The following is a 13,748-nucleotide window of genomic DNA, read 5'->3' as shown; positions in this document are numbered from 1 at the left end:
CGGCACCGCCGGACCGCCGCCGGCCACCCTCGCGACCTGCTCGTTCAGCGCCCTCAGCACTTGCCCATCCACGCGTTCGAACATATGATCGAACGCGTGACGGAAACCCTGGTGGTCGACGAGCCCGTGGTGGGCTGGGCGTCGGGGCCGCTGGGCGCGGTGCAGGCCGCCGACCGGGAGATCTCCCGGCAGACCGCGTTGCGCGCGCGGGCGATCGCGGCATTCGCCGCTACCTGTCCCGCCTGCGCCGACCGCCAGCCCGGGGAGCCCGGCGCGACGTCGGCCGAGCGGTGGGCGGCGCGGGCCGAGGTGCTGCGGCCGGTCAGTGAGTGGGCCACCGCCGAGCTGGCGATCGCGTTGAACGTGACCGCGCAGCGGGCGGAGGAGGAGCTGGTCCGCTCCCTCACCCTGGTGCAGCGGCTGCCGCGGGTGCTCGACGCGCTGCAGGCCGGGGTGCTGCACGCCGGGCACCTGTGGTGCCTGCTCGAGCACGTCGCGCCGATCGCCGACCACGCGCTGCGCGCCCGCATCGAGACCGAGCTGCTGGCGTGGCTGGCCGGCCGGTCGGTGACCACCCCGGCGCAGCTGGGCGACAAGGTGCGCCGGGTGGTGCTCGCCCACCGCGCCCGTGACGCCGCCCGCGACCTGGCCCGGGCCGTCCGCCGCCGGGGGATCACCGTCCGCCCGGACCGCACCGATGGGATGAGCGTGGTGTCGGCGCTGCTGAGCACTCCGGAGGCGTGCGCGCTGCTGGCGGCGCTGCGCGCCTACGCCGACGCGCTGCCCGCCGATCCGGCCGATGGGCGCAGCCGCGGGCAGAAGATGGCCGACTGCCTGCTGGACCTGGTGCTGCGGCCCGGTGAGAGCGGGCTGCCCCCGGTGCAGGTCGCGCTGACGGTGGTCGCCCCGGTCGGGGCGCTGCTGGGCGGGGATGCCCCGTGCGAGATCGACGGGCAGGTGGTGCCCGCCGAGGTGGTGCGTGCCCTGCTCGCCGCCCTGACGGGCCAAGCGAACGGGACCGAGTCCGTCGAACCCGACACCGCGCCCGCCGACACCGCGCCCGCCGACACCGCCCCCGCCGACACCGCCCCCGCCGACACCGCCCCCGCCGACACGGCACCGGCCGGGCCCGAGCCGCCTGACAGGGCGGGCACATCCGCGGTGGTGTCCGAGGAGGAGGACTTCGCGCGCTGGTCGGAGGAGCTGGAACAGCGGGTCCTGGCCGGGGAGTTCGACGCCGAGCCGGCCCCCTGCTATCTGGAGGAGGACGGGCCACCACCCGACAGCTGGCCCGACGGCCCACCATCACTGGCGCCCCCAGGGCATCGCCCCGACCCGGCCGTGCCCGACGGCTGGTGGGCGCGCGCCGACCGCGCCGTCGACGACGCCGGCACCGCCCTGCTCACCCTCGAACGCGCCCTCGGCCACGCTCGCCGGCTGGTGGCCACCGCGCAGCGCGCCGACACCGCCGACGAGACCGCCTGGGCCACCAGCCCCGCCGGGCGAGTCAGCGCCGCACCCGACGCGCTGACCGCCCTGGTTGCCGCCGGCGCGCACGCCCGCGCCGACCTGGCCGACCTGCTCGCCCGCACGGCCGGCGGCGGGCTGGCCGACCGGCCCCGCCTCGCCCTCACCGACACCCTCAGCGGCGCCCTGCTCAGCCTCACCGACCTGCCCGGCCTGCAGCGCGCCGCCCGCGCCGGCAGCGGGCTGGGCGCTCCGGCTGAGAGCCCCGGCTACCGGCCCGCCGCCGCCCTGGACCGGTTCGTGCGCGCCCGCGACCGCCGCTGCCGCTTCCCCGGCTGCCGCCGCCCCGTTCCCCGCCGCGGCGAACTCGACCACCACACCCCCTGGCCCGCCGGGCCCACCGCCGCGGGCAACCTGGCCGGTTACTGCACCGGTCACCACCGCGGCAAGCACCAGGCACCCGGCTGGACCCACCACATGGCCCCCGACGGCACCCTCACCGTCACCACCCCATCCGGCCTCACCGCCATCACCACCCCACCGCCGTACTGACGGCCACACTGGCCGGCGTGAGCGACCTCGGGTGGGACTGGGACCCGTCGCTGTACCGCGGGAGCGCGGCCCACTACGTCCAGGGCCGCGTGCCGTATCCGTCAGAGGTGGTCGACGCCCTGGTCGACGAGCTCGCCCTCGACGGCACCGGCCGGCTGCTCGACGTCGGTTGCGGGCCGGGCTCCCTCACCCTGCTGCTCGCTCCCTGGTTCGAGCGGGCGACCGGCCTGGACGCCGACGCCGAGATGCTCGCCGAGGGGGCGCGCCAGGCCGCAGCCGCCGGGATCACCACCGTGGACTGGCTGCACCTGCGGGCCGAGGACCTGCCCGCCGACCTGGGACCGTTCCGCGTGGTCACCTTGGCGCAGTCCTTCCACTGGATGGACCGGGAGCGCGTGGCCCGCCTGCTGCACGGTGCACTCGCCCCCGACGGCGCCCTGGTGCACGTGCACGCCACCACACACACGGGGATCGACGGCGACCTGCCCCTGCCGCATCCCAGGCCGCCGCGGCGGGAGATCGACGAGCTCGTCCGGAGCTTCCTCGGCCCGCGCCGCCGCGCCGGCCAGGGGACCCTGCCCGAGGTCGCATCCGCCGACGAGGAGCTGGGCGCCCGCGAGAGCGAGGTGTACCGGGCCGCCGGCTTCACCGGCCCGACCCGCATCGAGGTCCCCGATCGCGTGGTGGTCCGCAGCGCCGACGACGTCGTGGCCAGTGTGTTCTCCCTGTCGAGCGCAGCTCCCCACCTCTTCGGGAACCGGGTCGGCGACGTCGAGGCCGGGCTCCGGCAGCTCCTCGCAGCGGCCGGTCCCGACGGACGGTTCAGCGAACAGATGGCCGGCACCACGGTCGACGTCTGGCGCCGGTAGCAGTCCGGCGACGCCAGGAATCCGGTGGCCCGGGGACCAGGACAGGCGGCACCGTGGCGCCGTGCCCGTCGACCACTTCGCCGGAGTCGTCGCCGAGCGCTACGACGAGGCGTCGGCCGAGATGTTCGACCCCGCGGTGGTCGGCCCGGCGGTCGACCTGCTGGCGGAGCTCGCCGGGGACGGCGCCGCGCTCGAGTTCGCCATCGGCACCGGTCGCCTGGCGCTGCCGCTGCAGGAGCGCGGCGTCCCCGTGCACGGCATCGACCTCTCGGCCGACATGGTCGCCCGGCTGCGCGCCAAGCCGGGCGGCGAGCGCATCCCGGTCACCCTCGGCGACGTCGCGTCGGCCACCGTCGACGGCACCTTCGCGCTGGTCTACCTGGTCTTCAACACGGTGATGAACCTGACCACCCAGCGCGAGCAGGTGGCCTGCTTCCGCAACGCCGCCCGCCACCTGCGCCCGGGCGGGGCCTTCATCGTCGAGGTGGGCGTCCCCGACCTGCAGCGCCTGCCGCCCGGCGAGCGCGCCCGGCCCTTCCGGCTCTCCCGCACCCGGCTCGGCTTCGACGAGTACGACGTCGCCACGCAGCGCCTGGTGTCGCACCACTACACCGTCACCGACGGGCACCTGGACGTCGTCTCGGTGCCGTTCCGCTACGTGTGGCCCGCCGAGCTCGACCTCATGGCCGCCCTGGCCGGGCTCGAGCCGCACGCCCGCTGGGAGGACTGGCACCGCCGGCCGTTCACCTCCGACAGCCGGGCGCACGTCTCGGTCTGGCGGACGCCGGCCTGAGCCGCCTCACTCCCCCGCGGGCGGGCTGCCGTCGCCGATCGTCGCCACCTCGCGGGCGGCCTCCGGCCCGTCCTCGAGGAGCACCCGCAGCCCGTCGTCGTCGAGGATCGGCACCTTGGCCGCCACGGCCTTGTCGTACTTGCTGCCCGGGTCGGCCCCGACGACGACGAAGCCGGTCTTCTTCGACACCGAGCCGGTGACCTTGCCACCGCGCTCCTGCACCGCGGCGATCGCCTGGTCGCGCGAGAGGTCGCGCAGCGAGCCGGTGATGACCACGGTGACGCCGGTCAGCGGCCCGGGCGGCGCGTCCTCCCCGGCGTCGGCCAGCCGCACGCCGGCGCGGCGCCACTTCTCCACGACCCCGCGGTGCCAGTCGACGGCGAACCAGTCGCGCACCGACCGGGCGATCGTCGGGCCCACGCCGTCAGCGGCGGCGAGCTCCTCCTCCGACGCCTCGGCGATCCGGTCGAGCGAGCGGAAGTCGCGGGCCAGCGCCTGCGCGGCCGTCGGCCCGACGTGCCGGATCGACAGCGCCACGAGCACCCGCCACAGCGGGACGTCCTTGCGCGCCTGCAGGTTGGCCAGCAGCCGCTGCCCGTTGGCCGAGAGCGTGCCGTCCTTCTTGGTGAAGAAGCTGGTGCGCGACAGCGCGTCCTCGGTGAGGTCGAAGACGTCGCCCTCGTCCTCCAGCAGGTGCTCGGCCAGCAGCGCGATCGCCGCCTCGTAGCCGAGCACCTCGATGTCGAAGGCACCGCGGCCGGCCACGTGGAAGACCCGCTCCCGCAGCTGCGCCGGGCACGACCGCGCGTTCGGGCAGCGGATGTCGGCGTCACCCTCCTTCTCGTGCCGCAGCTCCGTGCCGCACTCGGGGCAGTGCGTGGGCATGACGAACGGCCGCTCGTCGCCGGTCCGCGCGGCGACCACCGGGCCGAGGATCTCGGGGATGACGTCGCCGGCCTTCCGGATGACGACGGTGTCGCCGATCAGCACGCCCTTGCGCTGGACCTCGCTGGCGTTGTGCAGGGTGGCCAGCTGCACGGTCGACCCCGCGACCTTGACCGGCTCCATGTAGCCGAACGGCGTCACCCGGCCGGTGCGCCCGACGTTGACCCGGATGTCGAGGAGCTTCGTCGTCGCCTCCTCCGGCGGGTACTTGAAGGCGATGGCCCAGCGCGGCGCCCGCGCCGTCGACCCGAGGCGCCGCTGCAGTGCCACCTGGTCGACCTTGACGACGACGCCGTCGATCTCGTGCTCGACCGAGTGCCGCTGCTCGCGGTAGCGCTCGACGTAGGCCCACACCGCCTCGAGGTCGTCGACCACCTGGAACCGGTCGCTGACCGGCAGGCCGAGCGCCCGCAGCCGCTCGTAGGCCTCCGACTGGCGCTCGGCGTCGAACCCGCGGCGCGCGCCGAGGCCGTGCACGACCAGCCGCAGCGGCCGGGAGGCGGTGATCCGCGGGTCCTTCTGCCGCAGCGAGCCCGCGGCGGCGTTGCGCGGGTTGGCGAAGGGCGCCTTGCCCTGCTCGACCATGCCGGCGTTGACCTCGGCGAACCCGCTCACCGGGAAGTAGATCTCGCCGCGCACCTCGAGCAGCTCCGGCAGGTCGTCCCCGGTGAGCTGCTGCGGGACGTCGCGCATGGTGCGGACGTTGGCGGTGACGTCCTCCCCCGTCGTGCCGTCGCCGCGGGTGGCCGCGCGCACCAGCCGGCCCCGCTCGTACACCAGCGCGACCGCGACGCCGTCGACCTTGAGCTCGCACAGCCAGGCCACCCCGGCGCCGGCGTCGCGGGCCACCCGGTTCGCCCACGCCGACAGCTCGTCGCCGTCGAAGACGTTGTCCAGGCTCTGCATGCGCTCGAGGTGGGCGACCGGCGCGAACGTGGCGGTGAAGCCGCCGTTGACCTTCTGGCTCGGCGAGTCGGGGGTGACCAGGGCCGGGTGCTGCGCCTCGATGGCCTTGAGCTCGGCCATCAGCTCGTCGTACTGGCCGTCGCTGACCAGCGGCGCGTCCTGCACGTAGTAGGCGAACGCGTAGCGGTCGAGCTCCTCGGAGAGGTCCCGGTGGCGGGTGCGGGCGTCGTCGGGGACCTCGGTGAGGTCCTCCCGCTCGGCGACCGCGGCGACCTGCGGGGTGTCCAGCTCGGCGTCCGTGCTCACGCCTGGACGGTATCCGCCGGATACGACGCCGACCCGCGCACTGCCCGATCGGGTGTCGGTCACTCCGGCAGGAGGTACCGGGCGGCCTCGCGGACGTGGGTCATGGCCGCCCGGGCGTAGCCGGGGCTCGCCCCGGCCAGGCCGCACGCGGGAGTGAGGGTGACCGCGGCGTGCAGGTCGTCGGCGGGGAACCCCAGCTCCCGCCACCAGGCCCGCAGCCGCGAGGCCGTCGCCCTGGGCGCCGGGAGCGGGGCGTCGGTGCCGGGCACGACGCCGGTGAACAGGTGGGTGCCCGCCTCCACGGCGGACCCGAGCGCGTCGAGGTCCTGCACCAGCCCGAGGTCGAACGACAGCGCGGCCGCGCCGGCGGCGCGCAGCAGGTCCAGTGGCGCCCGGTTCGCACAGCAGTGGACGACGACCGGCCCGGGGACCGCGGCAACGACGGCGGCCAGCTCGGACTCGACGTCGGGCGCGGCGACGACGGGCAGCCGGCCGAACCCGCTCGCCGTCGGCAGGGCCCCCTGCAGCACCGCGGGCAGGGAGGGCTCGTCGAGCTGGACGACGACCCGCGCGCCGGGCACGCGGGCGGACACCGCGGCGACGTGCGCGGCGATGCCCTCGGCCAGCGACTGCCCCAGGTCCCGCCGGGCGCCGGGGTCGACGACCGCCCGCTCGCCGCGCTCGCGCTCCAGCCCCGCGGCCAGCGTCCAGGGGCCGGCCGCCTGCACCTTGAACGGCCCCCGGTGGGCCTCGGCGACGTCGTGGAGGGCGTCGAGGTCGCGGGCCATGAGCTCCTGGGCCCGGCGCAGGTCGATCCCGCCCCGCGGCACCAGCCGCCAGCCGCCGGGGGTGAGGTCGACGGCGAGGTCGACCAGCAGGGCGGCGCTGCGGCCGATCAGGTCGGCGCCCGGGCCGCGCGCGGGGAGCTCCGGCAGGTGCGGCAGCTCGGGCAGCTCGCCGAGGACGACCCGCAGCGCCTCGGCCGGGTCGGTGCCGGGCAGCGACCCGACGCCCGAGGCCGGCCCCCAGGGTGCGGGGACCGGCCTCGGGTCGGGAGTGGTCTCGGGCTCGGTCGGGGTGGCCACGGCGGCGACGCTATCCCGACGCCGTGACACCCCCGTGGGTCAGACGGTGCAGGGCCCCCGGCCGGAGCGGTCGTCGTCGAACGGCTGCGCCGGGTCCAGCGACGTGGCGCGGGTGAGCGCCGGAGGAGCGACCGCGGTGTCCTGCGCGGCGAGGTAGGCGTTGAACGCGTCCACGTCGTTCGGCCCGGTCACCGCGGTCTCGCCGGCCGGACGGGCGGTGCGGAACGCGGTGAAGGAGTCGCCGCCCTCGATGAGGAACGAGTTGGCCACGACGGTGTAGGTCGCCCCGAGGTCCAGCGGCGCGTCGCCGATCAGGATCGACGCCGGGTCGATCCGGTCGCCGACCGGGCGGCGCGGGTCGAAGGAGTACGTCAGGCCCGACACCGAAAGCTGCAGGAAGCTCGCCGCGCCGCTGCGAGTGGCCCACTGCTGCTCGAGCACCTGCTCGATCCCCGCGCCGGTCAGCGTCACGGAGTTGACCGTGTTGCTGAACGGCTGCACCGCGAAGGTCTCGGCGTAGGTGATCGTCCCCACGGGCGTCCCGGCGGCACAGTTGATGTCCGCACGCAGCCCCCCGGGGTTCATGAACGCCACGTCGGCGTCCGGGAACGCGGCGAGCTGCGCGTCGGCCACCAGGTTGCCCAGCGAGGACTCCGAGTCGCGCACCGGCGCACCCGCGCGGTAGGCACGGTCGAGGTCGGCGGACTGCCGCCCGACCGGCACGTTGCCGGCCTCGGCGGCGCGGGCCTCCCAATAGCTGACGATCGAGGCGATCTCCGGGTCCGGCGAGGTCTGGCGGACCGGGACGTTCGCAGCCGTCGCGGTGCTGCGGACGACGTCGCCGTCGCTGCCGAGCCGGAACCGGATGTCGGTCAGCGCCTTGCCGTAGAAGCCGGCCTGCGTGACCAAGCGGGGGTTGCCGGCCGGGTCGGGCAGCACGCAGTCGTAGGGCACGTGGGTGTGCGCGCTGATGATGACGTCGACCGACGGCGCGACGGCGGCGTTGATGGCGCCGATCGGCGTGCCCGCCATGTCGCCCACGCAGCGGTCGAAGCCGCCGCCGGCGCCCTGGGTGCCGCCCTCGTGGACCATCACGACGATCGCCTGGACGCCCTGGGTCTGCAGCTCCGCAGCGTACCGGTTCACGGCGGTGGCCTCGTCGCCGAAGGTCAGCCCCTCGATCCCGCTGGCGGCGACGATGTTCGGGGTGTCGTCGGTGACGACGCCGATCAGGCCGACCCGGCGGTTGCCGGTGGTCTGCACGATCTCGTACGGCGGCAGGATCGGCTTCCCGGTGGCGGTGTCGGTCACGTTGGCCGCGAGGTAGGGGAACTGCGCGCCCTCGAAGGCGTGCTCGCCCTCGCCGAAGCAGCCGTCGACACCCACCGTGACGCCCTCGCAGGCCTCGACGTCGTCGGAGAACTGCCCGTCGGTGGCGCCGGAGATCCGGTAGAGCTCCTCCTGGCCGCGGTCGAACTCGTGGTTGCCCACCGCGGAGAAGTCCAGCCCGAGGGCGTTGAGCACCTCGATGGTCGGCTCGTCCTTGAAGACGCTGGAGTTGAACGGGGAGGCGCTGACCAGGTCACCGGCGCCGACGAAGAAGGTGTTCTTCTCCGGTCCGCCCCAGTCCTCGCGGATCCCGGCGAGCGTGGTGGCGATGTTGGCGGCGCCACCCACCTTCTCGACGACGTTGTCCGCGGCGGTCGTGTAATCGCCGTCGGGGCCGGGCGAGGTGACCAACTCACCGTCACCACCGGACTGGGGGCTGATCCGCCCGTGGAAGTCGTTCATGGCGATCAGCTGAACGGGCAGGCCGCCGTTGCCGCTGCCGGGAGCGGCCTGCGCCGCGGCGGGGACGGCCAGCAGGCCGGCCGTGGTCGCCACCGCGGCGGCGGCGGCGAGGGGGAGGCGCGTTCGGCGCAAGGGGGTCCTCCGGAGGACGGGTGGGTCCGGACCGCCGGGGGCGACGGCCGGGGCGGGGTTCCGAGCCGGGCTGCACACGCGCAGGTCGTGGCTCGCCGCACACCGTAGGTGACGAACCGTTCCGGCACCAGGTCTCTCCGGTGACGCCGCGGGAACGTCTCGGGAACCCCTCGGGGACCCCTCCGGGGACCGCTCAGGGACGCGCGACCGCCGCCTGGCCGAGCACCAGGTCACCGCGGACCGGATCGGGAGAGTAGAGGACGGCCGACTGCCCGGGAGCGACGCCCCGCTGCGGCTGCGCCAGGGCGAGCACCAGCCCGCCGCCCGGGCCGGCGGTGACCTCGCAGCCGACCGGGGCGCCGTGGGCCCGCAGCTGCACCTCGGCCCGCAGCGGCAGCTGCGGCGGCGTGCCGGTCCAGGTGGGCCGGCCGGTACGGACGACGTCGACGCCAGCGAGGTCGGCGGTGCCGACGGTGACCGTGCGCGTCACCGGTTCGATGGACAGCACGTACCGCGGCCGCTGGTCACCGACGGCGACACCGAGCCCCCGCCGCTGGCCGACGGTGAACCCGTGGGTGCCCTCGTGCGTGCCGAGGGTGGCCCCGGTGGCGGCGTCGACGACGGGGCCCGGCCGGGCGCCGAGCCGCCGGGTGAGGAAGCCGCGGGTGTCGCCGTCGGGGATGAAGCAGATGTCGTGGGAGTCGGGCTTGGCCGCCACGGCGAAGCCACGCTCGGCGGCGATCGCCCGCACCCGCTCCTTGGTCATCGAGCCGAGCGGGAACGCCGCGCCCGCCAACTGCTCGGCGGTGAGCACCCCGAGGACGTAGGACTGGTCCTTGGCCGCGTCGACCGAGCGGCGCAGCCGGCCGCCCTCGAGCCGCGCGTGGTGGCCGGTGACGACGGCGTCGAAGCCCAATGCCCGCGCCCGGTCGAGGACCGCGGTGAACTTGATCCGCTCGTTGCAGCGCAGGCACGGGTTGGGCGTGCGGCCGGCGGCGTACTCGGCGACGAAGTCGTCGACGACGTCCTCGGTGAACCGCTCGGCGAGGTCCCAGACGTAGAACGGGATGCCCAGCTCGTCGGCGACCCGGCGCGCGTCGTGGGCGTCCTCGACGCTGCAGCAGCCACGGGCGCCGCTGCGCAGCGTCTGCCGGTCCGGCGAGAGCGCCAGGTGGACGCCGGTGACGTCGTGGCCGGCGTCGACGGCCAGGGCGGCGGCGACGGCGGAGTCCACGCCGCCGCTCATCGCGGCGAGCACGCGCACCGGCCGCTACCTCCCCGCCCGGCGGGCGCGCTCGACCACGGGGGCGATCACGGCCAGCAGGGCGGCGACGTCGTCGTCGGTGCTCGTCGTGCCGAGGCTGAACCGCAGCGAGCTGCGGGCCCGGTCGGCCTCCGCGCCGACGGCGGTGAGCACGTGGCTGGGGCGGGCGACGCCCGCGCTGCAGGCCGAGCCGGTGGAGCACTCGATGCCGCGGGCGTCGAGGAGCATGAGCAGCGCGTCGCCCTCGGCGCCGGGGAAGGACAGGTGCGCGTTGCCGGGCAGCCGGCCCGGGCCGCCGGCGACGACGTCGTCCAGCGGGGCGCCGTTGAGCTGCGCGTCGGGCACCTGCTCGAGCACGCCGGCCACCAGCCGGTCGCGCAGCGCCGCCAGCCGCGCGGCCCGCGCGGTCCGGGAGGTGACGGCGGTGGTGGCGGCGACGGCGAGGCCGACGATGGCCGGGACGTCGAGCGTGCCCGAGCGGACGTCGCGCTCCTGGCCGCCACCGTGCAGCAGCGGCGTGCACTCGGCCTCGCGCCGCAGCAGCAGCGCGCCGGCGCCCATCGGGCCGCCGAGCTTGTGCCCGGTCATGGTCAGCGCGTCGACGCCGCTGGCGGCGAAGTCGACCGGCACCTGGCCGACGGCCTGCACCGCGTCGGTGTGCAGCGGCACCCCGACCGCGTGCGCGACCTCGGCCAGGGCCGCGACGTCGCTGACCGTGCCGATCTCGTTGTTGGCCCACATGACGCTGGCCACCGCGACGTCGGACCCGTCGCCCAGCGCCTCGGCCAGCGAGTCGGGCGTGACCCGCCCGGTGGGCTCCAGGCGCAGCCAGGTGACCTCGGCGCCCTCGTGCTTGGCCAGCCACTCGGCGCTGTCGAGGACGGCGTGGTGCTCGGCGGGGCTGACCACCAGCCGGCGGCGGCGGGAGTCGGCCTCCCGCCGCGCCCAGAACAGGCCCTTGACGGCGAGGTTGTCGCTCTCGGTGCCGCCGCCGGTGAAGAGCACCTCCGACGGGCGGGCGCCGAGGACCTCGGCCAGCCGCTCCCGGGACTGCTCGGCTTCCCGTCGCGCGGCGCGGCCGGCGGCGTGCAGCGACGAGGCGTTGCCCACCCGGCCCCACTGCTCGGTCATGGCGGCGAGCACCTCGGGGAGCACCGGCGTGGTCGCCGCGTGGTCGAGGTAGGTCACCGGCCCAGGTTAGTCGCGCGCGAGGAACCCGCCCGGGCGAGCGCGACCGTGCGCCCGGCCACCCGGGCGCCCAGCAGCGCCGGGAGGGTCAGCACGGCGACCGCCGCGAGCACCGCGGGCCACAGCGGGCCGCCGGCGTCGGCGGCGCCGGCCACCAGGACGCCCGAGAGCCCGACGCACAGCGCCGACGCGGTCACGTCGGAGATCTGCAGGGCGGCCGAGTTGGCCCCCCGCTCGGCCTCCGGCGACTGGTCGAGCAGCAGCACCCCGACGCTCGGCATGCCCAGGCCCATGCCGACCCCCGCCAGCGCCCACGTGAGGTACGCCGGCCACCCGCCCAGCGCGGGGACCGCCGTCGTCGCCGTGGCGGCCAGGGCCGCCGCGAGCACGAGGCACCCCAGCCGGAGCACCCGCTGGCGCGGGACGTCGGGCCGCCGCCCCTGCAGCTGGGCGGCGGTCACCCAGCCGACGGCGCCGGCGGTCAGCGGCAGTCCGGCCGTGGCCGCGCTCCACCCGTGCTGCTCGGTCAGGACGAGCGGGAGCAGGGCGTCCATGCCGAAGAAGGCACCGGCCATCAGGCCGCGTGCGGCGACGACGGCCGGGATGCCGGGGCGGGCCCGGACGGTGCCGCGCGGCAGCAGCCGGCGCAGCGCGGCGGCCAGGCCGGCCGCGCCGAGGACGGCGATGCCGACGGCGGGGAGGTCCAGCCGCTGCGCGGCGTACTGCAGCGCGGCGATGCCGCTGCCCGCGAGCAGCGCCCAGGCGATGCGGCCGTGCCCGCGCCGGGCCGCCTGCGCGACGGCGGGCGCCTCCCCGGGACCGGCCGTGAGCAGCAGCACGAGACCGGCCGCGACGAGGGGCACCAGCCCGAGGAAGACCGCCCGCCAGCCGACGGCGGTGGTCACCAGCCCGGCGGTCAGCGGCCCGACGAGTGCCGGCAGCACCCAGCCCGCGGCGAAGGCGCCGAACAGGCGGGGGCGCAGCCGCGAGGAGTAGGCCTGCCCGGCGACGACGTAGAGCAGCACGATGACCACGCCGGCCCCGAGCCCCTGCACGGCGCGGCCGAGGACGAGCACGGCCATGTGCTGGGCGAGGCCGGCGACCACCAGGCCCGCGGCGAAGGTCACCACGCCGGCGAGGACGCCCGGTCCCGGTGGCCGCCGGTCCCCCACCTCGCCGCCGAGGACCATCCCGACGACCGAGGCGACCAGGAAGGCGCTGAACGGCCACGCGTACCAGGCGACGCCGTCGAGCTCGGCGACCGCGCGCGGCATCGCCGTCCCGACGGCCATCGCCTCGAAGGCGACGAGGGTGACGAGGGTCAGCAGGCCGATCGTCGTCCGTCGGTGGGCGGCGTCCCAGATGCTCGCCCCGGCTGCGTCCCGCCCGTCCACGTCCGCCCGTCCTCGGTCCCGTCCCCGCAGAACGCGTCGAGCGCCGGCCCCGTGGGGCCGGCGCTCGACGTGCCGGTGCCGTCAGCCCCTGCGGGCCCGGATCAGCTCGGTGGCCTTCGGGGCGACCTGGAACAGGTCGCCGACGACGCCGAAGTCGGCCAGCTCGAAGATCGGGGCCTCGGGGTCCTTGTTGACGGCCACGATCGTCTTCGACGTCTGCATGCCGGCCCGGTGCTGGATCGCACCGGAGATGCCGACGGCGATGTAGAGCTGCGGCGAGACGGTCTTGCCGGTCTGCCCGACCTGGAAGCTGTGCGGGTAGAAGCCGGAGTCGACCGCGGCGCGGGAGGCACCGACGGCGCCGCCGAGGGAGTCGGCCAGGGCCTCGATGAGCGCGAAGTTCTCCGCGCTGGCCACCCCGCGGCCACCGGAGACGACGATCGACGCCTCGGTGAGCTCGGGCCGGTTGCTCTTCTGCTCGACGACCTTGTCGACGACGCGGGTCAGCTTCGCCTGCTCGGACAGCGCGACCTCGACCGGCACGGTCTCCCCGGCGGCCGGCGCCGGCTCGGGGGTGACCGAGTTGCCGCGCAGGGTGTAGATCGGGGTGCCGACCGTGACCTTCGAGTGCACGATCTGCGCCCCGGCGAAGATCACCTGGGTGGCGGTGCCGTCCGGGGCGATCTCGGTGACGTCGGTGAGGAAGCCGCTGCCGGTCTTCAGGGCCAGCCGACCGGCGACCTCACGGCCCTCCGGGGAGGAGGGGATGACGACGGCGGCCGGCGACACCTGCGCCACCAGCTGCGCGAGCACCTCGGCCTTGGGGGCGACGAGGTACTCGTCGATCTCGGGGGACTCGGCGGCGTAGACCTTCGCCGCGCCGTACTCGGCGAGCTGCTCGCGCGCACCGGCGGCCACGCCGGGGCCGCCGGCGACGACCGCCGAGACCTCACCGAGCGCGCGGGCGGCGGTGAGCGCCTCGAGGGTGCCCTTGCGGACGGTGCCGTCGGCCGGGTTCAGCTCGACGAGGACCAGGACCTCTGCCATGGGTGTTCG

The 13,748-nt window shown here is 76.0% G+C and carries 10 protein-coding genes; 3 read left to right on the top strand and 7 right to left on the bottom strand.

The genetic code is table 11. The features are described from left to right. Window positions 1-96 precede the first annotated feature (96 nt). The 3 genes from ACI8AD_RS20565 (at window position 97) to ACI8AD_RS20555 (ending at window position 3,681) form a co-directional block, all read left to right on the top strand. Window positions 97-2,019, top strand: coding sequence for a DUF222 domain-containing protein (locus ACI8AD_RS20565; RefSeq protein WP_456872387.1), 1,923 nt, complete (start codon window positions 97-99; stop codon window positions 2,017-2,019). 17 nt (window positions 2,020-2,036) lie between these two features. Beyond that, a complete protein-coding gene (locus ACI8AD_RS20560) occupies window positions 2,037-2,888 on the top strand; it encodes a class I SAM-dependent methyltransferase (RefSeq protein ID WP_456872386.1) in 852 nt (283 codons plus the stop codon). Window positions 2,889-2,949: 61 nt separating this feature from the next. Then, complete coding sequence (locus ACI8AD_RS20555; RefSeq protein ID WP_456872385.1) at window positions 2,950-3,681, top strand: class I SAM-dependent DNA methyltransferase; 732 nt, start codon at window positions 2,950-2,952, stop codon at window positions 3,679-3,681. A gap of 6 nt (window positions 3,682-3,687) precedes the next feature. On the opposite strand, the gene ligA is transcribed toward ACI8AD_RS20555, so the two are convergent. The 7 genes from ligA to ACI8AD_RS20520 all read right to left on the bottom strand — a co-directional run bounded on the left by ligA (window position 3,688) and on the right by ACI8AD_RS20520 (window position 13,739). Beyond that, the gene (gene ligA, locus ACI8AD_RS20550) at window positions 3,688-5,838 is read right to left on the bottom strand and encodes an NAD-dependent DNA ligase LigA (RefSeq protein ID WP_456872384.1); all 2,151 of its coding nucleotides are present in this window, start codon (window positions 5,836-5,838) and stop codon (window positions 3,688-3,690) included. Between the two features lie 59 nt (window positions 5,839-5,897). Then, the gene (locus tag ACI8AD_RS20545) at window positions 5,898-6,923 is read right to left on the bottom strand and encodes a methionine synthase (RefSeq protein ID WP_456872383.1); all 1,026 of its coding nucleotides are present in this window, start codon (window positions 6,921-6,923) and stop codon (window positions 5,898-5,900) included. Between the two features lie 39 nt (window positions 6,924-6,962). After that, window positions 6,963-8,846 (bottom strand): bifunctional metallophosphatase/5'-nucleotidase, encoded by a 1,884-nt coding sequence (locus tag ACI8AD_RS20540; RefSeq protein WP_456872382.1) that lies wholly within the window; start codon window positions 8,844-8,846, stop codon window positions 6,963-6,965. Window positions 8,847-9,039: 193 nt separating this feature from the next. Further along, window positions 9,040-10,110, bottom strand: coding sequence for a tRNA 2-thiouridine(34) synthase MnmA (mnmA, locus tag ACI8AD_RS20535; protein ID WP_456872381.1), 1,071 nt, complete (start codon window positions 10,108-10,110; stop codon window positions 9,040-9,042). A 6-nt stretch (window positions 10,111-10,116) separates the two neighbouring features. After that, complete coding sequence (locus tag ACI8AD_RS20530; RefSeq protein WP_456872380.1) at window positions 10,117-11,298, bottom strand: cysteine desulfurase family protein; 1,182 nt, start codon at window positions 11,296-11,298, stop codon at window positions 10,117-10,119. Continuing rightward, window positions 11,295-12,692 carry an MFS transporter gene (locus ACI8AD_RS20525; protein ID WP_456872379.1) on the bottom strand — a complete coding sequence of 466 codons (1,398 nt, stop codon included), beginning with the start codon at window positions 12,690-12,692 and terminating at the stop codon, window positions 11,295-11,297. Before ACI8AD_RS20525 ends, ACI8AD_RS20530 begins: the two co-directional genes overlap by 4 nt. 81 nt (window positions 12,693-12,773) lie before the next feature. After that, complete coding sequence (locus tag ACI8AD_RS20520) at window positions 12,774-13,739, bottom strand: electron transfer flavoprotein subunit alpha/FixB family protein (RefSeq protein ID WP_456872378.1); 966 nt, start codon at window positions 13,737-13,739, stop codon at window positions 12,774-12,776. Between the last annotated feature and the right edge of the window lie 9 nt (window positions 13,740-13,748).

The sequence above is a fragment of the Geodermatophilus sp. SYSU D00766 genome (genome assembly GCF_054049915.1).
The sequence above is the reverse complement of the archived record's forward strand: the minus strand, read 5'-3'. Positions and strand labels throughout refer to the sequence as shown.